This is a genomic window from Streptomyces griseochromogenes (assembly GCF_001542625.1).
Taxonomy (GTDB): domain Bacteria; phylum Actinomycetota; class Actinomycetes; order Streptomycetales; family Streptomycetaceae; genus Streptomyces; species Streptomyces griseochromogenes.
This window is the reverse complement of sequence record NZ_CP016279.1, coordinates 8870818-8890106: the sequence shown is the minus strand read 5'-3', so window position 1 is coordinate 8890106 and position 19289 is coordinate 8870818. Positions and strand designations below refer to the sequence as shown.

Here is a 19289-nt window from a genome sequence, read left to right as displayed (position 1 = left end):
TGCGTGACGGTACGGACGCGTCAGCCGTGCTGGATCCCGGAGGTGTCCTGCAGCACGCCGCGGCGACCGTCCTGGGTCTGCGCGATCAGCTGCGCACCGCGCTGCTCGACCGCCAGGTACCAGGTGCCCGGCGCCAGTTCGGCGATCGGCGTCGGCGACCCGTCCTCCGCGAACAGCGGACGCGTCACCGGCACCGCGAACCAGAACGGGGAGAAGTCCGCGGGGGCGGGCTGCGCCGCGGGGGCGGCCGAGGCGGCCGGGGTGGCCGGCGCACCCGGCGCACCCGGTGCGCCCGGCTGCCCGAACGGCTGGCCCGGCTGCGGCTGCGCACCGTACGGCTGCTGCGGCTGAGGGGCTCCCGGGTAGCCGTAACCACCGGGCGGCTGGGCGCCGTAGGGCTGCGGGGCGGCCGGCTTGGCGGCCGGGACCAGCGAGGCCTGCAGGGCCGGGGCGATCGGGGTGGCGATCGCCGCGGCGGCCATGACCACGGTGGCGATGAGCGCGAGGACCAGGCCGGTGCCGGCGCTGGGACCGTTGCCGGTGAAGCCGCTGATGTTGTTCGCGCCGCCGGCCGGGTCGATGACGTTGCCGAGGGCGCTCCACGCGGCGAAGACGGTGAGCGCCACGCCCAACTGGCCGAGATCCAGGCCCGCCACCTTGAGCGGCTGCGGCGCGATCCGGGTGAAGACGACGAGCGCCGCACCGATGATCCCCGCCAAGACGACGCTGAGCAGGATCGGTCCGCTGACCCACAGGTTCGGGAGGTCGAGGCCGTCTGCCCCGTCGTACGAGTAGTTGTCGAGGAACGAGGCGATGAACAGCAACACCGCTGCTCCGATCACCACGCCGTCGCCTCGAGTGAGGGAGCGGATATTCACTTCAGGTCCTTCGTAGGTCGTCTCGTCGTCGGTAGACACTATCGTCCGCAAGATCCCGCTGTCCGGCCGGTTCCGGCCGCCGGTCAGGACTCGCGCAGGAAACTCACGATTCCCTCAGAGATCCCTTGCGCGGCCTTCTGCCGCCAGGCGTCGCTGGTCAGCCGTGCCGAGTCCTTGCTATCCCGCATGTTGCCGCACTCGATGAAGACCTTGGGGACTGTTGACAGATTGAGACCGCCCAGGTCCTGACGTGTGACGAGACCGGTACCGTCGCCCTCGTAGTTGGAGGGGGGTTCGCCCGTCACGCGCAGGAAGTTGCCCGCGACGCGCTCGCCCAGATCGCGGGAGGGCCCGACGATGGGGCGGGTGTCGGCGGCGCCGGCGTGCACGGATGCCGGAAGGATGACGTGGAAGCCCCGGTTGCCCTCGGCCGAGCCGTCGGCGTGGATGGAGATGGCGGCGTCCGCGTGCGCCGCGTTGCCGATGTGGGCCCGCTCGTCGACGCAGGGGCCCCAGGGCGGGCTGTCCCCGTCGTGCGTCAGTTTCACGGTGGCGCCCTGCTCCTCCAGGATCGCGCGCAGCCGGTGGGCCACGTCCAGTGTGAACCGGGCTTCCGTGTAGCCCGAGTTGGTGGACGTGCCGGTGGTGTCGCACTCCTTCTTGTTCGTGCCGATGTCCACCGGGCGGTTGATCTCCGCCGTGTGCTGGAAGTTGCCGGGGTTGTGGCCCGGGTCGATGACGACGACCTTGCCCTTCAGGGACCCGTCGGGCGCCGGGGACGACGGAGAGCGGCTCGCCTGCTTGCCGTCGTCGGCGGCGGGCGCGGACCAGGGCCTGGCCGTGCTCGGCGAGGCCGCGGAGGCCGAGGCCCCCGCCTTGTCCGAGCCGCCCGAACCCCCGGACCCGCCCACCGCCTCGTACACCAGCCAGCCCAGCAGGGCACCGGGCACCAGCGCGGCGAGCGCGACGGTCAGCGGCCCGCGCCGAGGCCGGCGGGGCTGTGGGGGATCGAAGTCCGGGCCTACGTACGACACGCTTGCCACCCTAGCGGCCACACAGATCCTTCACATGGCGCACGGGGCCCAACGGGTGGCCGGGCCGGGGTGTCCGCTGCCCGCGAGCGTCAGATCCCCGTCCGGGTCCGCCGCAGCACGCGCAGCGATCCCGTCACGGAGGTCTCCGTGAACGCGCCCGACTCCAGCGCGCGCAGGTAGACCCGGTAGGGCGCCTGGCCGGTGAACTCGTCCTCGGGGTGCGGGAAGACGTCGTGAATGACGAGGTACCCGCCCTCCGCGACATGCGGCGCCCAGCCTTCGTAGTCGGCGGTGGCGTGCTCGTCGGTGTGACCGCCGTCGACGAAGACGAAACCGAGCGGGGAGTTCCAGATCTTCGCGATCTGCGGCGAGCGGCCGACCAGCGCGACCACGTGCTCCTCCAGGCCCGCCCTGTGCAGGGTCCGGCGGAACGTCGGCAGCGTGTCCATCAGGCCGATCTCGGGGTCCACCGTCTCCGGGTCGTGGTAGTCCCAGCCCGGCTGCTGCTCCTCGCTGCCCCGGTGGTGGTCGACGGTGAGCGCGGTGACACCGGCCGCGCGGGCCGCGTCGGCGAGCAGGACGGTCGAGCGTCCGCAGTACGTGCCGACCTCCAGGAGAGGGAGACCCAGCCCGCCCGCCTCCACAGCGGCCGCATACAGGGCCAGCCCCTCGTCCACGGGCATGAATCCCTTGGCGGCCTCGAACGCGGCCAGGATCTCGGGCTTGGGTGCGGGGGTGGACATGGGCGCCCTTCCGGTCGTACGGCGATCAGGGCGCCCATGCTGCCGCACCCCCGGCCGCTGATCGACAGGGGGTGCGTATCCGAAGGGGCGCGGGGCTGTGTTCGACATGCGGCCACCGCCGCGTGGGCGCGACCGGCCACGACGCCGGCCGCAGACGTCGGACGGCCTGTCGCGGCACCCCGCGGAGCGCTACGCGCTCACAACCTCCCCGGGCAACGAAAGATCCAGATCGACAGCCCGCTCCTCCCCGGAGTGCGTGGCGGAAGAGGCCAGCGGACCGTGCCCGGCAGCCCGTGCGGCCAGCACATACGCACCCTGGGCCGGAACGGCGACCGCATAGCTGCCGTCCTCGCCGGAGACGGTCGCACCGGCCTGCCGCCCCCGCCGGTCGATCAGCGTGACCTTGGCCCGGGCGACCGGCACACCCGCGGCATCCAGAACCCGGCCCCGGAAGCCCCGCAGCACCTCTTCGGCCCGCTCCAGCACCGCGTCCTCCTCGCTGCTCGCCCGCAGCTGAGTGTGCTGCTCGGCCGGGCGGGAGGCCTTCGGCAGGAACACCGCGAGCAGCAGGCCGACCGCGACGGCGGCGGTGGCGATCAGGAAGGAGACGTGGAAGCCGCGCATGGTCGGGATCGCGATCCCGCCGACGTTGTTCGCCGTGTTGGCCAGCACCATGCCGATGACGGCGCTGGAGACGGACGTACCGATGGACCGCATCAGGGTGTTCAGGCCGTTGGCCGCGCCGGTCTCCGAGGCCGGGACGGCGCCGACGATCAGGGCGGGCAGCGAGGAGTAGGCGAGGCCGATGCCGGCGCCGAGGACGACCGAGGTGACGATGGTCTGCCAGGCCGCGTCCATCAGGCCGAGGCCGCCGCCGTAGCCGATGGCGATGATCAGCAGGCCGATGATCAGGGTGGTCTTCGGGCCGTAGCGGGCGGACAGGCGGGCGTACACCGGTGCCGTGAACATCATCGTCAGGCCCAGCGGGGCCACGCACAGGCCCGCGACGACCATGGACTGGCCGAGGCCGTAGCCGGTGGCCTTGGGCAGCTGGAGCAGCTGGGGCAGGACGAGCGAGACGACGTAGAAGCTGACGCCGACCATGATCGAGGCCAGGTTGGTGAGCAGCACCTCACGGCGGGCGGTGGTGCGCAGGTCGACCAGCGGTGCCTTCGTGCGCAGCTCGTACAGGCCCCACAGGAGGAGTACGGCGACGGACGCCGCGAACAGACCGAGCGTGGTGCCGGAGGACCAGCCCCAGTCGCTGCCCTTGGTGATGGGCAGCAGGAGCAGCACCAGGCCGGTCGACAGGCCGAGCGCGCCGAGCAGGTCGAAGGAGCCCTCGGCGCGCATCGGGGACTCCGGTACGACGAGGAGGGTCAGGACGATGGAGAGCGCGCCGAGCCCCGCGGCGCCGTAGAACAGGGCGTGCCAGTTCGTGTGCTGCGCGACCAGGGCGGCGGCGGGCAGCGCGAGGCCGCCGCCCACGCCTATGGAGGAGCTCATCAGGGCCATGGCCGAGCCGAGCTTCTCGCGCGGCAGCATGTCCCGCATCAGGCCGATGCCGAGCGGGATCGCGCCCATGGCGAAGCCCTGGAGGGTGCGGCCCACGATCATCGTGAGCAGCTGGCTGGTGAGCGCGCTGACCAGGGCGCCGACCACCATCACGGCGAGGCTGAGGATCAGCATGCGCCGCTTGCCGTAGAGGTCGCCGAGCCGGCCCATGATCGGGGTGGCCACGGCGCCGGACAGGAGGGTCGAGGTGAGGACCCAGGTGGCGTTGCTGGGGGCGGTGTCCAGCAGCTGCGGCAGGTCCTTGATGACCGGCACGAGCAGGGTCTGCATCACCGCGACCACGATGCCCGCGAAGGCGAGCACCGGGACCACGGCCCCGCTTGTCCTCCGGCCGGGCTGGTCGGTCGTCGTGTGGGTCATTGAGCAATGGCCTTCCGCGCGAGATAAGTGCTGGCTAAACCTCGTATGCACAGGCAACTATTCCGTTGCTTCGGGCCCCTAATGAATCCTTGACCGATCCATGGGTTTCTGATCTGCCGTCAGACTCTGGTGTGTTTATGGAACGCGTTCTAGTCTGGCGCGCCATGAAGGCCTATGTCGCCGGGGTCGGAATGACCCGCTTCGAGAAGCCCGAGACGCGAGACTGGCAGTACTGGGACATGGTGCGGGAGGCGGGGGGCGCGGCGCTCGCGGACGCCGGCATCACCTACTCCGATGTGGAACAGGTTCCCGTCGGTTACTGCTTCCAGCCCTCGACCGCCGGCCAGCGCGCCGCCTATGAGCTGGGTCTCACCGGTGTCCCCGTCTACAACGTCAACAACAACTGCGCGACCGGCGCGACCGCGCTGATGCTGGCCCGGCAACTGGTCGAGGGTGGGGCCTGCGACTGCGTGCTGGCCCTCGGCTTCGAGAAGATGAAGAAGGGCGCGCTCGGGGGAGGGGCCGACGGAGGAGCCCGCGGCGGAGCCGCTGATGACTGGAGCTCGACCTCCCCGGTCGCCCGGCACTACGGGATCATGGCCGCCCGGCACGGCTTCGAGATGACCCCGCCCACCGCGCAGATCTTCGGTGACGCGGCCCGCGAGCACATGGAGAAGTACGGCACGACCGAGGCCCAGCTCGCGGCGGTCGCCGCGAAGAACCACCGGCACTCGGCGCACAACCCCTACGCCCAGTTCCGGGACGTGTACGAGGTGGCCGACGTCCTCGCCGCGCGCACGGTGCACCGGCCGCTGACCAAGCTGCAGTGCTCACCGACGTCGGACGGCGCGGCGGCGGCCGTGGTGGTCTCCGGGCGGTTCGCCGAGGAGCGCTCCCTGACCGGGGTGGTCGAGATCGCCGGGCAGGCCATGACCACGGACACCGAGGAGTCCTTCGCGTCCGGCTCCTGCATCGACGTCGTCGGGCAGCCGATGTCCCGCGAGGCGGCCCGGCGGGCGTACGAGCGGGCCGGGCTCGGCATCGAGGACGTGCACGTCGTGGAGCTGCACGACTGCTTCTCCGTCAATGAACTGCTGACCTACGAAGCGCTCGGCATGTGCCCGGCGGGGGAGTCCGGCAAGCTCGTGGAGTCCGGGGCGACGACGTACGGCGGCCGCTGGGTGGTGAACCCGTCCGGCGGGCTGATCTCCAAGGGACATCCACTGGGCGCGACGGGCCTCGCCCAGGCCGCCGAGCTGGTCTGGCAGCTGCGCGGCGAGGCGGGGGAACGGCAGGTGCCCGGAGCCCGGGTGGGCCTCGCCCACAACATCGGTCTCGGCGGGGCGGCGGTGGTGACCCTGCTGCGGGCGGTGTAGTCCGGGTGTAGGTCGTACGGCCCAGGCGGCGGTGGTCCGAAATGCCGATGCAAGGACCGTAACCGGGTTGAGAGCATGACACTCATGCTCGAAGCCGCCGGCATTCCGCCCCTCATATCCCGCCGTGTCACGCCCCCCACCTGGCTGGTGGTGGCGCTGGCCTGCGCCGGACAGTTCCTGGTCGTACTCGATGTGTCCGTGGTGAACGTCGCCCTGCCGTCGATGCGCACGGACCTCGGGCTGAGCGCCTCCGGTCTGCAGTGGGTGGTGAACGCGTACGCCATCGCCTTCGCCGGGTTCATGCTGCTCGGCGGGCGGGCCGGTGATCTGTACGGCCGTAAGCGGATGTTCCTGGTCGGGCTCTGCCTGTTCACGCTGGCCTCGCTGGGCGGCGGGCTCGCCCAGGAGGGCTGGCAGCTGCTGCTGGCGCGGGCCGTGCAGGGGCTGGGCGCGGCGGTGCTGGCGCCCTCGACACTGACGCTGCTGACGGCGGCGGTGCCCGAGGGGCCGGCCCGGGCGCGGGCGATCGCCACCTGGACCGCGGTGGGCGCGGGCGGCGGGGCCGCGGGCGGACTGGTCGGCGGGGTGCTGGTGGACACGCTGTCCTGGCGCTGGGTGCTGCTGATCAACGTGCCCGTCGGCGCGGTGGTCCTGGCCGGCTCGCTGAGGTGGCTGACGGAGAGCCGGACGGGGGACGGGCGCCGGCTCGACCTGCCGGGCGCGCTGCTGGTGACGGCGGGGCTGGCGACGCTGGCCTACGGCATCTCGCAGACCGAGGCCGAGGGGTGGACGGCCGCGGCCACGCTGGTGCCGCTGGCCGTGGGACTCGCGCTGGTCGGAGCGTTCCTCGCCGTCGAGGCCCGCACGGCGGCCCCGCTGATGCCGCTCGGACTGTTCCGGCTGCGCTCGGTGGCCTCGGCCAACACGGCGATGTTCCTGAGCGGTTCGGCGATGTTCTGCATGTGGTTCTTCATGACGCTGTACGCGCAGAACGTGCTCGGCTACTCCCCGCTCGGCGCCGGACTCGCGCTGGTGCCCAGCTCCCTGGCGGTGGTGCTCGGCTCCAAGCTGGCGCCCCGCTATCTGCCGACGCTGGGTGCCCGCAACGTGGCCGTGCTGGGGGCGTTGGTGGCGGCCGCCGGGTTCGCGTGGCAGTCGACGATGACCGCCGACGGCGGCTACCTGACCTCGATCATGATCCCGGGGATCCTGATGATGCTGGGCGCCGGGCTCTCGGCGACGCCGCTGGCCGCGCTGGCCACCTCGGGGGCCGCGCCCTCGGACGCCGGGCTGGTGTCCGGTCTGGTCAACACCTCGCGCACGATGGGCGGTTCGCTCGGGCTCGCGGTCATGTCGACGATCGCCGCGGCGCGCACCGCCCGCACCGGCGACGGCGTCGGGGCCGAGGCGCTGACCGAGGGGTACGCGCTGGCGTTCCGGGCCGGGACCGGAGTGCTGCTGGGCGGGGCGGTGCTCATGCTGCTGTGGCTGCCGCGGAGGATTTCTCCGAGTCCCGCGAAATGAGGCAACGGTCCGAGGGGCCCGTGGACTCCTTTTGACGTCTAGGAGGTGCCCATGGGGGATCGGAAGCAGGCTCGGGACGAGGAGTTCCAGAACTTCATGATCGGCCGCTGGCCGCGGTTGATGCGCACGGCGTTTCTCCTCACGGGGGAGCAGCACGCCGCGGAGGACCTGGTCCAGTCGACGCTGGAACAGGTCTATGTGCACTGGCGCAAGGTCAACTCCGCCGACGACCCGGAGGCGTACGTACGGCGCGTGATGATCAACGCGCATGCGCGCAGGCACAGACGGAGACTCAAGGAGTTCCTGGCACCGAAGGACGACTCGGGCCTGGTGCGCGAGGTGCCCGAGACGGGCGACCGGATCGCACAGGCCGACGACCGCGGCGCTCTGCTCAAGGCGCTCGCCCAGCTGCCCGCGCGGCAGCGGGAGGCGGTGGTCCTGCGCTACTGGGAGGACCTGACGGAGACCCAGACGGCGGAGGCGATGGGCTGCTCGGTCGGCACGGTCAAGAGCAACGCCGCCAAGGGCATCGCGAAACTCCGCGTCCTGCCCGGACTGGCGGAGATGGTGACGCAGGGAGGGCGGAAGTGATGAACGCGGACCGGGAGATGAACGACATGACGACGCAGACGGACATCGCCCTCCTCCTCGCGGACGCCGCGGACGGGGTCGAGATCGGTACGGCCCCGGTGCAGGCGGTGCTGCGCGGCGGACGGCGGCGCAGGGCGCGGCGGTGGGCGGTGGCATCGGCCACGGCGCTGGTGGTGACCGGGACGACGGGCGCGCTGGCGGTGACGGGGCTGCCGGACGGCGGCCATGCGGACCGGCAGGCGAACGTGGCGAAGCCACCGGCCTCGGCCGAGGCGCGGCATGTGTACGAGCCGCAGCGGACCGAGCTGGCGCGGGGCGTGTACAAGGGCAAGGAGTGGCACGTCGCCGTCCAGGTGTGGGGAGCGCCGCGCAACGAGGACGAGGCGGCCCGGCAGTTCGACGCCATGGGCGAGCTGGGCCTCAGGCCGGCGGATGCGCACAGGGCCGCCGACCTGGTCGGCAAGATCTCGTACTTCGCGACCCGGGGCTGGGGCGAGAACCAGCCACAGCAGGTCATGTTCAACTCGTTCAAGAAGTTCGAGCGGTTCTCGGGCGCGGACATGCAGTCCGTCGCGACCCGCCTGGGATACGGCGGCGAGAGCTCCGGACGACTGGTGGTCGGCATCGTCGCCAAGACCGCCCGGCAGGTCACCTGCCACTGGAAGGACGGCACGACGTCCGTGGCCGAGCCGGCCGAGGGCTTCTCCGCCCACGACACGGGGTCGGCGATCCGCGTGGTGGACGGCTTCCAGGGAGCCAACTGGTTCACGTGCGTGGCACCGGAAGGGACGTCCTACGCCTCGGCGGAGGTGACCAAGCCGGACGGGACGGCCTACGCATCGGTGGAGGTGACGAAGTAGTACCTCCGGGAGGTCACAGCCACCCCTGCTGCCTGGCCTCCCGCACCGCCTCCGCCCGGTTGCGCGTCCCGGTCTTGCCGATCGCGGACGACAGGTAGTTGCGGACCGTGGACTCGGACAGGCGGAGCTTCGCGGCGACGTCCGCGACCGTCGCCCCGTCCGCCGACGCCTTCAGCACATCGCACTCCCGGGCCGTCAGCGGATTCGGCCCGGCGCTGAGCGCGGCCGCGGCGAGCGCCGGATCGACCACGGTCTCCCCGGTGAGCACCCGCCGGATCGCCGCGGCGAGCTCCTCCACCGGTCCGTCCTTGACGAGGAACCCGGCCGCCCCGGCCTCCATGGCCCGGCGCAGATAGCCGGGCCGCCCGAAAGTCGTCAGGATCAGCACCCGGCAGCCGGGCGCCTGCTCGCGCAGCTCGGCCGCCGCGTCCAGACCGCTGATGCCCGGCAGCTCGATGTCCAGCAGGGCCACGTCCGGCCGGTGCAGCAGCGCCGCCGGAACGATCGCGTCGCCGGTCGAGACCTGCGCGACCACCTCGATGTCGTCCTCCATGCCGAGCAGCAGGGCGAGGGCGCCGCGCATCATGCCCTGGTCCTCGGCGAGCAGGACTCGGATGTTCTTCACGGCGCAAGCGTAGCCAAGGGCGGCCAAAGGGCCGTCAGTCAAAGACTCTTCATCGATCGGTGTCCCGGGGGTTGACGCCTCTCGACGGTGCGCAAACAATCGCCTCTGCATTTCCGGTAATTGTTCGGTATTTCGACGTCGATTAGGTTCGGCATTTCGATCGAACGACGTTCGGTATATCGACCAACCCGGCCGACCCCCGCACCCCCTACGAGGAACCGAAGAGGTGCACGTGTTCCCAGGACTTCCGCGCTCCTGTCCACGGCGGCTGCGCAGCGCCGCCCTCTCCGTGCTCGCGGTCTTCGCGACCATCGCCGCGCTCGTCGTCGGCGTCGGCGCCCCGCAGGCCGCCGCCGCGAGCCCGCTGCCCTGTGACGTCTACGCCGCCGCGGGCACGCCCTGCGTCGCCGCGCACAGCCTGGTCCGCGCGCTGTACGCGTCGTACAGCGGCTCGCTCTACCAGGTGAAGCGGGCCTCCGACGGCGCCACCGCGAACATCGGCCTGCTGTCGGCCGGCGGGTACGCCGACGCGGCCGCCCAGGACTCCTTCTGCTCCCGCACGACCTGCATCATCACCGAGATCTACGACCAGTCCCCGCGCCACAACAACCTCACCGTGGAGGGCGCGGGCGGGGCCGGCGCGGCCGATGTGGGGGCGCCCGCGGACGCCCTGCCGGTGACCGTCGGCGGGCACCAGGTCTACGGCCTGGAGATCTCCGCCGGCATGGGCTACCGGGACAACTCCACCTCGGGCGTGGCCGTGAACGGGCAGGCCGAGGGGATGTACATGGTGACCTCCGGCACCCATGTCAACAACCGCTGCTGCTTCGACTACGGCAACGCCGAGACGAACAACAAGGACACCGGCAACGGCCACATGGACGCCATCAACTTCGGCACCGAGTGCTGGTTCTCCCCGTGCTACGGGCAGGGGCCCTGGGTGCAGGCCGACCTGGAGAACGGGCTGTTCCAGTCGGATGCCGGATACAGCGAGAACACGTCCGATACGGGCACCGGACCGCTGCCGTTCGTGACCGCGCTGCTGAAGAACAACGGGCAGAATCATTTCGCGCTGAAATACGGCAATGCGCAATCGGGCGGACTGACCACCACCTATTCCGGGGGCGAGCCGACCACGAGCGGCTACTCGCCGATGCACCAGGAGGGCGCGATCGTCCTCGGCACCGGCGGTGACAACAGCAACGGCTCCATCGGGTCCTTCTTCGAAGGCGTGATGACCTCCGGCATCCCGACCGACGCCGCCGACAACGCCGTACAGAGCAACATCGTCTCCGTCGGTTACGGCGGCGCGACCGGCAGCACCGGCACCCTGAACCCCGGCTCGGAGATCTCGCTGCGCGCGACGACGTCCTGCTGCACCGGCGACTATGTCCGCCATCAGGACAACGCGGCCGTCCTCTCCCCGGTGACGTCCGGAAGTTCGTCCCTCGACAAGAACGACGCCACCTGGATCGTGCGCCGGGGGCTCGCCGACAGTTCCTGTGTCTCCTTCGAGTCACGGAACTATCCCGGTGACTTCCTGCGCCACTACGACTACCGGCTCCACCGGCAGCCCATGGACGGCACCAGCCGGTTCCGGGCCGACGCCACCTTCTGTCCGCACACCGGCAAGAGCGGCACCGGCACCTCGTTCGCCTCGTACAACTACCCGACGAGATACCTGCGCCACTACGACTACAACGTCTACATAGCGAGCGACGGCGGGTCGAACGACTTCGACAGCGGCACCTCGTGGAGCGCCGATGTGAGCTGGGCCGTCAGCTCGCCCTGGGCGCCGTAGCCGTTCCCGCGGCGGTCAGTTGCGCCGGATCCACCGGGAGCTCGGCGGTGACCGTGAAGCCGCCGCGCGGCGACGGGCCGGCCGTGAGGGAGCCGCCCGCCGCCGCGAGGCGCTCGGTCAGTCCCTTCAGGCCGGTGCCGCCGATGCCCTCGCGAGGACGCGAGACGGCCTTGCCGCTGCCGTTGTCCGTGACGGTGAGCCTCGCCTGTTCGGCGGTGCTCTCGACGGTGATCTCGCAGCGGGTGGCATCGCTGTGCCGGACCACGTTGGTGACCGCCTCGCGCACCACCCAGCCGAGCAGCGCCTCCGTCTGCGGGGCCAGCGGGATTCCGGACTGGCTCACCACCGGCTGCATGCTCCCCGCGGACAGCGCCGAGCGGGCCCGGGCCAGCTCGGTGGCCAGGCTGCCCTCGCGGTAGCCGGTCACCGCCTCGCGGATCTCGGTGAGGGCCTGCCGGCCCACCGACTCGATGTCACCGATCTGCGTCAGCGCCGCGTCCATGTCGCGCGGCGCCAGCCGCCGGGCCGCCTCCGACTTCACCACGATCACCGACAGGGTGTGGCCGAGCAGGTCGTGCAGATCGCGGGAGAACCGCAGCCGCTCCTTCTCCACCGCCCGCCGGGCCAGCTCCTCCCGGGCGGCGCGCAGCTCGCGCACGGCCTCGGACAGGCCGAGGATCGCGGCGGTCACCATGCTCGACAGAAAGGTCGCGTAGCCGATGTTCGACGCGTCTCCCCAGCCGTCGCGGACGCCGGAGACGGCTCCCGCGTAGATCGCGAGCAGCACGCCGGTACGGCCCAGCCAGGGGCCGCGCAACGTAGCGCCGGTCGCGAGGCCCAGCAGCGGGAAGAACATCAGCCAGTTGCCGCCGTACCCGACGGCCAGGCCCGTGGTGATCAGGCCCATCAGCCCCAGCGCCACCCGCGTGGAGACCGCCTCGCGCTTGTCACGGTCGAAGGCGCGGAAGGTGACGTAGACGTACAGGGAGTTGAAGGCCAGCAGGCCCAGGCCGCCGACCCACGGGTTGGGGGTCTTGCCCTGCAGCAGGTTGGAGAAGGCCCCCATGCCCATCAGCAGCCAGGGGAGCAGGGCGAAGCCGGTGGGCGGCGGGCCCGGGTGATCGGTCTCCGGGACGCCCCCGTTCTTCCGGGCGGCCTTCTGCTCGGCCCTGAAGCGCTCCATGTCCGCCTGCCAGCGGGCCCGCGCCTCGCGCAGGTCCTGGATGCGGCGTCTCGTCTCCGCCCACCACGACATTTCCCTGTTCCCCCGATCAGCCAGATGGTCAGCACGATGATCGCACCGAGAACCGGTGAGCCGGGCCGCAGCGACAGCGGCAGCGCTTCGCGTCTGTGCCATGCCTACGACGTTAGGCATCCGGGCGCCCGCCCGGCAGATGCGGATGTCCGCACTCGGGCAGTACAAATGTCACGGCCCCACCATCTGACGCGACGTCAGGAGTCTTCACAACTGCGGAGTGCTGGGCTATACAGGGGGCGCCGGACTGGAACGCGTTCTAGATCCGCCCCGTGGACGACCTCGGTGCGGCCGACGGTGCGGACGTCCGCACCGAGGTCTTGAGACCCGTCAGGAGCCCCATGCCCATCGACGCAGCCAAGGCCCTCGCCGCCGAGCCCCGGACCGGCGAGATCCGCTGGAGTGCCAAGGACGTCCAGCTCTACCACCTCGGCATCGGCGCCGGCGCCAACCCGGACAAGGACAGCCCCGCCACCGATCCCGACGAGCTGCGCTACACCCTGGAATCCCGGCTGCACGTCCTGCCCAGCTTCGCCACCGTCGCCGGCGCCGGCTCGCCCGGGGTGATCAGCGGCCTGTCCATGCCCGGCATCGACGTCGACCTGGCCAAGGTCCTGCACGGCGGCCAGACGCTCCGGATCCACCGCCCCATCCCGGCCGAGGGCACCGCCACCGCCACCGGCCGCATCGCCGCGGTGTACGACAAGGGCAAGGCCGCCGTCCTCGTCATGCGCACCGAGGTCGCCGACGCCGAGGGCCCGCTGTGGACCAACGACGCCCAGATCTTCGTCCGCGGCGAGGGCGGCTGGGGCGGCGACCGCGGGCCCTCCGCCCGGCTCGACCCGCCCGCCGGCGAGCCCGACCGGGCCGTCGAGCGGCCCCTGCGCGCCGACCAGGCCCTGCTCTACCGCCTCTCCGGCGACCACAACCCACTGCACGCCGACCCCGAGTTCGCCAAGCTCGCCGGGTTCGACAAGCCCATCCTGCACGGGCTGTGCACCTACGGCATCACGCTGAAGGCGGTCGTGGACACGCTGCTCGGCGGCGATGTGACCCGGGTCCGCTCCTACGCCACCCGCTTCGCCGGAGTCGTGTACCCGGGCGAGACCCTGCGCATCCGCATGTGGCGCGAGGACGGCCGGGTGCGGGTCGAGGTGGGCGCGGTGGACCGGGCCGGCGCACCGGTCCTCACCGACACCGTCGTCGAACACTCCTAGCCAGCCCACTGTCGAGGGGAGCCGCACCATGCGCGCAGCCGTACTGCACGAGATCGGCCAGGACAAGCTGGAGGTCCTTGAGGACATCGAGGCGGTGGGCTTTGGCCCCGGCAAGGTCCGGGTCCGGGTGCGGGCCACCGGGCTGTGCCACTCGGACCTGTCCGCGATGAACGGGGTGCTGCCGCAGCCGGCCCCGTTCGTGCCCGGCCACGAGGGCGCGGGCGAGATCCTCGAGGTCGGCGAGAACGTCAGGCACCTGAAGCCCGGCGACCGGGTCGTCATCTGCTGGCTGCCCGCCTGCGGCGCCTGTCCCGCCTGCAAACGCGGCCAGACCGAACTGTGCCTGGCCGGGTTCATGAACGCGGGCACCCCCAACTTCAAGCGCACCGGCGGCAGCGCTACCGACGTATTCGGCTTCGCGGGCACCGGCACCTTCGCCGAGGAGGTCGTCGTGGACGCGGGCTGCGCGGTGCCGATCCCCGAGGACGTGCCCTTCGACATCGCGGCCCTCATCGGCTGCGGTGTGACGACCGGGCTCGGCGCCGCCCTCAACACCGCGGCTCTGGAGGCCGGTTCGTCGGTCGCCGTCATCGGCTGCGGGGGCGTCGGCATCTCGGCCGTGCAGGGGGCCCGGCTGAAGGGCGCCGCCGAGATCGTCGCCGTCGACCCGGTCGCCGCCCGGCGCGAGGCCGCGCTCAGGTTCGGCGCCACCAGAGCCGTCGCGCCCGAGGAGCTGGCCGACGCTAAGCAGCAGGTCACCGGCGGCGAGGGCTTCGACTACGTCTTCGAGGTCGTCGGCAGGTCGGCCACCGCCCGCACCGCGTACGAGAACACCCGGCGCGGCGGCACGCTCGTCGTGGTCGGCGCGGGCGCCATGGACGACTTCCTGCAACTCAACATGTTCGAGCTGTTCTTCGACGAGAAGCGGATCCTGCCGTCCATGTACGGCGGCGGGGACGTCCTGCGCTCCTACGAGCGCACCATCGCCCTGTGGCGGGCGGGCCGCATCGACCTGGAGGGCCTGATCACCCACCGGGTGCCGCTGGCGGAGATCAACGAGGCACTGGACCAGATGCGTACCGGGACGGCCCTGCGTACCTGCATCGAGATCTGAGGACGGACTCCGTAGATGTCACTGCCACTGGAAGGCCTCTGCGCCGTCGTCACCGGCGCGGGCCGTGGTCTCGGCCGGGCCGAGGCCCTCGAACTCGCCCGGCTCGGTGCGGCCGTCGTCGTCAACGACTACGGGCGGCCGGGCCGCGACGGCAGCGGCGCGGCCTCGGCCGGGCCCGCCGAGGAGGTCGCCGCCGAGATCCGCGACGCGGGCGGCCGGGCGATCGCCCACACCGGGGACGTCGCCGACTTCGCCGAGGCCCGTGACCTGGTCGAGCTGGCGGCCCGCGAGTTCGGCAAGCTCGACATCCTGGTCAACAACGCGGGCATCCTGCGCGACCGCATGGTCTTCTCCATGACCGAGGACGAGTGGGACTCGGTGATCCGCGTCCACCTGAAAGGGCACTTCAACACCACCCACTTCGCGGCCGCGCACTGGCGGGAGCGGTCCAAGGCGGCCGGGGCAGCGGTGTACGGGCGGATCGTGAACACCTCTTCCGAGGCGTTTCTCGCCGGTTCCGCCGGGCAGCCCAACTACGCGGCGGCCAAGGGCGGAATCGTCGGCCTGACCACCTCCACGGCTCTCGCCCTCGCCAAGTACGGCGTGACAGCCAACGCGATCTGCCCGCGCGCCCGCACCCGTATGACCGAGGACGTCTTCGCGGGCCTCGCCCGGCCGGAGCGGGGCCTGGATCCGCTGGCCCCCGAGCATGTCGCCCCGCTCGTCGGCTATCTGGCCTCGCCCGCCGCCGCACGCGTCAACGGGCAGCTGCTCGTCGTGCACGGCGGCATGGTCGCCGTCGTGGAACGGCCGCGTGTGCGGGCGCAGTTCGACAGCAAGCAGGAGACGTTCACGTACGACGAACTGGACGCCCTGCTCGGCCCGCACTACGCGGAACGGCCGCCGGGGGAGACGTTCGCGGCGGCGGAGGTGCTGGGGCTCAAGCGGGAGTGAAACGCCAGAGGGGCTCTCCGCCGGGCGGCGGAAAGCCCCTCTCCCGTACAACCGTCAGGCAGCCGTCTCGGCCGTCTCTTCGGCCGGCCTGCGGTGCCGGCCGTGCGGAGCCGTCTCGCTCTCCTGGGCCGCGACCGGCCCCCGGTGACGACCGTGGCCGACCGCCTCCTGAGAGTCGGCAGACAGCTGCTGCGTCGTGCTGGTCTCGCTCATCGGAAGAACTCACCCCGTCAACATGATCTCTTACAGCCGGGCGAGTTTAACCGGCACACCTCGGGTCGAATCCAGGCGGGCACGCCGACCGGTGCTACTTCGTTACAAGTCGTCCGAGCGGTGCCTGCTGCAGCGGCACGGGGCGGGCCGCCGCAGGCTCCTGGGGGTCCTGACCGGCCGTTTTCCCGGACACCTCGGGCGCCCCGGCAGCCGTATCGCTGCCGACCGGACCCTCCGGACCCGCGCCCCCGGACACCCTCGCCCCGGCGGCACCGTCCGCGACCCACAAGTCCTCCGGCTCCCCCCTGTGCGCCGACAGCTCCGCCACGCCGCACGGGACCTCTCTCGTGGCGTACGGCAGCCGCAGCACCCCGTCCCGTGTCCACATGCCGGACCCGGTCAACCACCCCTCGGGCGCGGGCAGATGACATACCTGCCGCTCGGCGGGCCGCCAGATGCCGACCCAGCTGGCGAAGGGTCCGTCGATGCGCAGCGCCACCGCGCAGCTCTCCGGCGTCAGCACCTGCCCCGGCTGAATGGCGAACGGCGTCACCGCGCAGTCGGGTACCCGCAGGCACTCCAGGAAGCGCACCGGCAGCGTGCTTCCCAAGACCCCCCAGCCCAATCGTTCCTGCCCCGGGGAGGGTGCGTCGGAGGAGATCAGCAGCAGTCCGCTGTCCGGGTCGGCGAGCAGCAGCCGGTCGTCGCTGCGGTCCGCGATCTGCAGCAGCGGCGAGACCTCACCCCCGCGCTCCAGGTTCACCACGACCGTCTTGGTGTGCCCGCCCAGCTTCCGGTCCAGGGCGAGCATCAGCCCGGCGCGGTCCAGCCAGACCCCGCCGGAGCAGTGTCCGGGGACCTCGGCCAGCTGCTCGGGCCCGAAGGGACCGCCCGCCACCAGCCACACCGCCGTGGAGCGCGCACCGGCCGCGAGGGCATAGGCGCGCCTGCCGCACGGCGCCGGCGGCAGCAGCCGGAGCCGGGTGCCGGGCTCCGGGCACTCCACCGCGCCCACCGGCAGCTCGCCGGTGCCGGGGCCGGTCGGGTACAGCAGCGAGAAGACGTGCCGCCGTTCGACGAGCCGGTGGATCAGCACCCGCCCGTCCGCCATCGGCTGCACCCGGGTGCCGGGCTCCTCCGGCTGGTTGCCGGGCAGCGGCACCGCGTACGGCTCCGGGCCGTCCAGGGTCCAGCGCTCCGGGAACCAGGAGTCACCGTCCAGCGCGAGGCGGGCCGCGTACGCGCCGTCCGCCGTGATGGCGCACCCCGCCCCCGGCGCACCGTCGTCCGTACCGGGCGCGCCGGCGGGGGGCGGTTCGATCGCACAGGCCGTCATCGTTCGGTCACCTCCGGCGACGAAGCTAGTTTTCGCACGCACAGACGTGGGACCGGCGGACCCGGGCTTCACACATACGTGTGGCGCAGAAGCGATTCGCCTGAGGGAAGGGAGACCCATGTGCTGCGCGGGGCCCCGGGTGACCTGAGCGGTACAGCCCCGCAGAACAGCCAGGTAGCCTTTTCTCCGTGCCCCGTCTGTCTGAAGTCATCGCCGCGCTGGAGAACCTGTGGCCCGCCGAGCGGGCCGAGTCCTGGGACGCGGTCGGCACGGTCGTGGGCGACCCCGGCCAGGAGATCACCCGGGTCCTGTTCGCCGTCGACCCCGTCCAGGAGATCGTCGACGAGGCGGTGAAGCTCGGCGCCGACCTGCTGGTCACCCACCACCCGCTCTATCTGCGCGGTACGACGACGGTCGCGGCCACGCACTTCAAGGGCCGGGTCGTACACACGCTGATCAAGAACGACATCGCGCTGCACGTCGCCCACACCAACGCCGACACCGCCGACCCGGGCGTCTCCGACGCGCTCGCCGGGGCGCTGGACCTGCGGGTCGTAGGCCCCCTCGTGCCGGACCCGAGCGACCCCGAGGGCCGCCGTGGCCTCGGCCGCGTGTGCGAACTCGACCACCCGCTGACCGTGCGCGAGCTGGCCGCCCGGGCGGCCGAGCGGCTGCCCGCCACCGCGCAGGGCATCCGGGTGGCCGGCGACCCCGAGGCCCTCGTCCGCACGGTCGCCGTCAGCGGAGGCTCCGGCGACAGCCTCTTCGACCAGGTCCGCGCGGCCGGCGTCGACGCCTTCCTCACCGCGGACCTGCGCCACCACCCGGCCTCCGAAGCCGTACTCCACAGCCCCCTCGCGCTGCTCGACGCGGCGCACTGGGCCACCGAGTGGCCCTGGTGCGAGCTGGCCGCAGCCCAGCTCGACGAGATCTCCGACCGTCACGGCTGGGACCTCAGGGTCCATGTCTCCAAGACGGTCACCGACCCCTGGACCGCCCACGCGGCCTCCACGGCCCACCCGACGCCCGCCACCACCCTTCCAGCGAGCGCTTCGCGCGCCCCCTCTGATTCCGCAGGAGCCCCCAACTGAACGCCGCGCCCGCCGACCAGATCCGACTCCTCGACGTCCAGGCCCTCGACGTCCGCCTGCAGCAGCTGGCGCACAAGCGGAAGTCGCTGCCCGAGCACGCCGAGATCGAGTCGCTGACCAAGGACCTGACGCAGCTGCGCGATCTGCTGGTCGCCGCGCAGACCGAGGAGAGCGACTGCGCCCGCGAGCAGACCAAGGCCGAGCAGGACGTGGACCAGGTGCGCCAGCGCGCCGCCCGCGACCAGCAGCGCCTGGACTCCGGCGCGGTCACCTCGCCGAAGGACCTGTCCAACCTCCAGCACGAGATCGCCTCGCTCGCCAAGCGGCAGGGCGACCTGGAGGACGTCGTCCTGGAGGTCATGGAGCGCCGCGAGGCCGCCCAGGAGCGGGTGAACGAACTGACCGGGCGCGTCGCCTCCGCGCAGTCGAAGATCGACGACGCCGGCGGCCGCCGGGACTCGGCCTTCGAGGAGATCGACGGTGAGGCCGCCACGGTCACCAAGGAGCGCCAGATCGTCGCCGGCTCCGTCCCCGCCGACCTGCTCAAGCTGTACGACAAGCTGCGCGAGCAGCAGGGCGGCATCGGCGCGGCCAAGCTGTACGCCCGCACCTGCCAGGGCTGCCGCCAGGAGCTGGCGATCACCGAGCTGAACGAGATCCGCTCGGCGGCGCCGGACACGGTGGTCCGCTGCGAGAACTGCCGTCGCATCCTGGTGCGTACGGCCGAGTCGGGTCTGTAAGG

At 71.9% G+C, this 19289-nt stretch carries 18 protein-coding genes; 10 read left to right on the top strand and 8 right to left on the bottom strand.

The window, feature by feature from the left end; translation table 11 throughout:
* Positions 1–20: 20 nt before the first annotated feature.
* From AVL59_RS38630 to AVL59_RS38615, 4 genes are all read right to left on the bottom strand, one after another.
* Positions 21–878 carry a hypothetical protein gene (locus tag AVL59_RS38630; protein ID WP_067313910.1) on the bottom strand — a complete coding sequence of 286 codons (858 nt, stop codon included), beginning with the start codon at positions 876–878 and terminating at the stop codon, positions 21–23.
* Positions 879–961: 83 nt separating this feature from the next.
* Positions 962–1912, bottom strand: a complete 951-nt coding sequence (locus tag AVL59_RS38625) for an N-acetylmuramoyl-L-alanine amidase (protein WP_067313907.1) — start codon at positions 1910–1912, stop codon at positions 962–964.
* Between the two features lie 89 nt (positions 1913–2001).
* On the bottom strand, positions 2002–2655 hold the full coding sequence (locus AVL59_RS38620) for a class I SAM-dependent methyltransferase (RefSeq protein ID WP_067313905.1): 654 nt from the start codon (positions 2653–2655) through the stop codon (positions 2002–2004).
* 189 nt (positions 2656–2844) lie between these two features.
* Positions 2845–4590 (bottom strand): MFS transporter, encoded by a 1746-nt coding sequence (locus AVL59_RS38615; protein WP_067313904.1) that lies wholly within the window; start codon positions 4588–4590, stop codon positions 2845–2847.
* Positions 4591–4754: 164 nt separating this feature from the next.
* On the opposite strand from AVL59_RS38615, the gene AVL59_RS38610 reads away from it, so the two are divergent.
* From AVL59_RS38610 to AVL59_RS38595, 4 genes are all read left to right on the top strand, one after another.
* Complete coding sequence (locus tag AVL59_RS38610) at positions 4755–5966, top strand: thiolase C-terminal domain-containing protein (RefSeq protein WP_067313903.1); 1212 nt, start codon at positions 4755–4757, stop codon at positions 5964–5966.
* A gap of 75 nt (positions 5967–6041) precedes the next feature.
* Positions 6042–7490, top strand: a complete 1449-nt coding sequence (locus AVL59_RS38605; protein ID WP_099053196.1) for an MFS transporter — start codon at positions 6042–6044, stop codon at positions 7488–7490.
* A gap of 51 nt (positions 7491–7541) precedes the next feature.
* On the top strand, positions 7542–8081 hold the full coding sequence (locus AVL59_RS38600) for a SigE family RNA polymerase sigma factor (RefSeq protein ID WP_067313902.1): 540 nt from the start codon (positions 7542–7544) through the stop codon (positions 8079–8081).
* The gene (locus AVL59_RS38595; protein WP_208870521.1) at positions 8081–8941 is read left to right on the top strand and encodes a hypothetical protein; all 861 of its coding nucleotides are present in this window, start codon (positions 8081–8083) and stop codon (positions 8939–8941) included. The genes AVL59_RS38600 and AVL59_RS38595 overlap by 1 nt, the downstream gene beginning before the upstream one ends.
* 13 nt (positions 8942–8954) lie before the next feature.
* Here the strand turns inward: AVL59_RS38595 and AVL59_RS38590 are convergent, their stop codons facing one another.
* Positions 8955–9566, bottom strand: coding sequence for a response regulator transcription factor (locus AVL59_RS38590; RefSeq protein WP_208870520.1), 612 nt, complete (start codon positions 9564–9566; stop codon positions 8955–8957).
* A 232-nt stretch (positions 9567–9798) separates the two neighbouring features.
* Between AVL59_RS38590 and AVL59_RS38585 the strand changes: the two genes are divergently transcribed.
* Positions 9799–11367: an alpha-L-arabinofuranosidase B gene (locus tag AVL59_RS38585; protein WP_067318253.1), complete on the top strand. Its 1569-nt coding sequence runs from the start codon at positions 9799–9801 to the stop codon at positions 11365–11367.
* Here AVL59_RS38585 and AVL59_RS38580 read toward each other — a convergent pair.
* Entirely contained in the window at positions 11345–12622 is a 1278-nt protein-coding gene (locus AVL59_RS38580; RefSeq protein WP_067313897.1) for a sensor histidine kinase, read from the bottom strand. The genes AVL59_RS38585 and AVL59_RS38580 overlap by 23 nt on opposite strands.
* Before the next feature lie 341 nt (positions 12623–12963).
* On the opposite strand from AVL59_RS38580, the gene AVL59_RS38575 reads away from it, so the two are divergent.
* Genes AVL59_RS38575 through AVL59_RS38565 form a run of 3 tightly spaced genes read left to right on the top strand, consistent with a single transcriptional unit; the run spans position 12964 to position 15907 of the window.
* Complete coding sequence (locus AVL59_RS38575; RefSeq protein WP_067318251.1) at positions 12964–13839, top strand: MaoC/PaaZ C-terminal domain-containing protein; 876 nt, start codon at positions 12964–12966, stop codon at positions 13837–13839.
* A 28-nt stretch (positions 13840–13867) separates the two neighbouring features.
* The gene (locus AVL59_RS38570) at positions 13868–14953 is read left to right on the top strand and encodes a Zn-dependent alcohol dehydrogenase (protein WP_067313896.1); all 1086 of its coding nucleotides are present in this window, start codon (positions 13868–13870) and stop codon (positions 14951–14953) included.
* Positions 14954–14968: 15 nt separating this feature from the next.
* On the top strand, positions 14969–15907 hold the full coding sequence (locus AVL59_RS38565) for a 3-oxoacyl-ACP reductase (protein ID WP_067313894.1): 939 nt from the start codon (positions 14969–14971) through the stop codon (positions 15905–15907).
* A 54-nt stretch (positions 15908–15961) separates the two neighbouring features.
* Here the strand turns inward: AVL59_RS38565 and AVL59_RS53370 are convergent, their stop codons facing one another.
* Both AVL59_RS53370 and AVL59_RS38560 read right to left on the bottom strand, forming a co-directional pair.
* Positions 15962–16120, bottom strand: coding sequence for a hypothetical protein (locus AVL59_RS53370; RefSeq protein ID WP_099053195.1), 159 nt, complete (start codon positions 16118–16120; stop codon positions 15962–15964).
* Between the two features lie 94 nt (positions 16121–16214).
* Complete coding sequence (locus tag AVL59_RS38560; RefSeq protein ID WP_067313891.1) at positions 16215–17456, bottom strand: hypothetical protein; 1242 nt, start codon at positions 17454–17456, stop codon at positions 16215–16217.
* Positions 17457–17644: 188 nt separating this feature from the next.
* Between AVL59_RS38560 and AVL59_RS38555 the strand changes: the two genes are divergently transcribed.
* Together AVL59_RS38555 and AVL59_RS38550 are read left to right on the top strand one after the other, a co-directional pair.
* Complete coding sequence (locus AVL59_RS38555; protein WP_067313889.1) at positions 17645–18547, top strand: Nif3-like dinuclear metal center hexameric protein; 903 nt, start codon at positions 17645–17647, stop codon at positions 18545–18547.
* Positions 18544–19287, top strand: coding sequence for a zinc ribbon domain-containing protein (locus tag AVL59_RS38550; protein ID WP_079147200.1), 744 nt, complete (start codon positions 18544–18546; stop codon positions 19285–19287). Before AVL59_RS38555 ends, AVL59_RS38550 begins: the two co-directional genes overlap by 4 nt.
* Positions 19288–19289 lie beyond the last annotated feature (2 nt).

Excerpts from the sequence above, each read along its gene's own strand:
- AVL59_RS38570 (WP_067313896.1), top strand. The coding sequence starts at position 13,868 with ATGCGCGCAGCCGTACTGCACGAGATCGGCCAGGACAAGCTGGAGGTC.
- AVL59_RS38605 (WP_099053196.1), top strand. The coding sequence starts at position 6,042 with ATGACACTCATGCTCGAAGCCGCCGGCATTCCGCCCCTCATATCCCGC.
- AVL59_RS38575 (WP_067318251.1), top strand. The coding sequence starts at position 12,964 with ATGCCCATCGACGCAGCCAAGGCCCTCGCCGCCGAGCCCCGGACCGGC.
- AVL59_RS38565 (WP_067313894.1), top strand. The coding sequence starts at position 14,969 with ATGTCACTGCCACTGGAAGGCCTCTGCGCCGTCGTCACCGGCGCGGGC.
- AVL59_RS38595 (WP_208870521.1), top strand. The coding sequence starts at position 8,081 with ATGAACGCGGACCGGGAGATGAACGACATGACGACGCAGACGGACATC.
- AVL59_RS38580 (WP_067313897.1), bottom strand. The coding sequence starts at position 12,622 with ATGTCGTGGTGGGCGGAGACGAGACGCCGCATCCAGGACCTGCGCGAG.
- AVL59_RS38600 (WP_067313902.1), top strand. The coding sequence starts at position 7,542 with ATGGGGGATCGGAAGCAGGCTCGGGACGAGGAGTTCCAGAACTTCATG.
- AVL59_RS38615 (WP_067313904.1), bottom strand. The coding sequence starts at position 4,590 with ATGACCCACACGACGACCGACCAGCCCGGCCGGAGGACAAGCGGGGCC.
- AVL59_RS53370 (WP_099053195.1), bottom strand. The coding sequence starts at position 16,120 with ATGAGCGAGACCAGCACGACGCAGCAGCTGTCTGCCGACTCTCAGGAG.
- AVL59_RS38560 (WP_067313891.1), bottom strand. The coding sequence starts at position 17,456 with ATGACGGCCTGTGCGATCGAACCGCCCCCCGCCGGCGCGCCCGGTACG.
- AVL59_RS38610 (WP_067313903.1), top strand. The coding sequence starts at position 4,755 with ATGAAGGCCTATGTCGCCGGGGTCGGAATGACCCGCTTCGAGAAGCCC.
- AVL59_RS38620 (WP_067313905.1), bottom strand. The coding sequence starts at position 2,655 with ATGTCCACCCCCGCACCCAAGCCCGAGATCCTGGCCGCGTTCGAGGCC.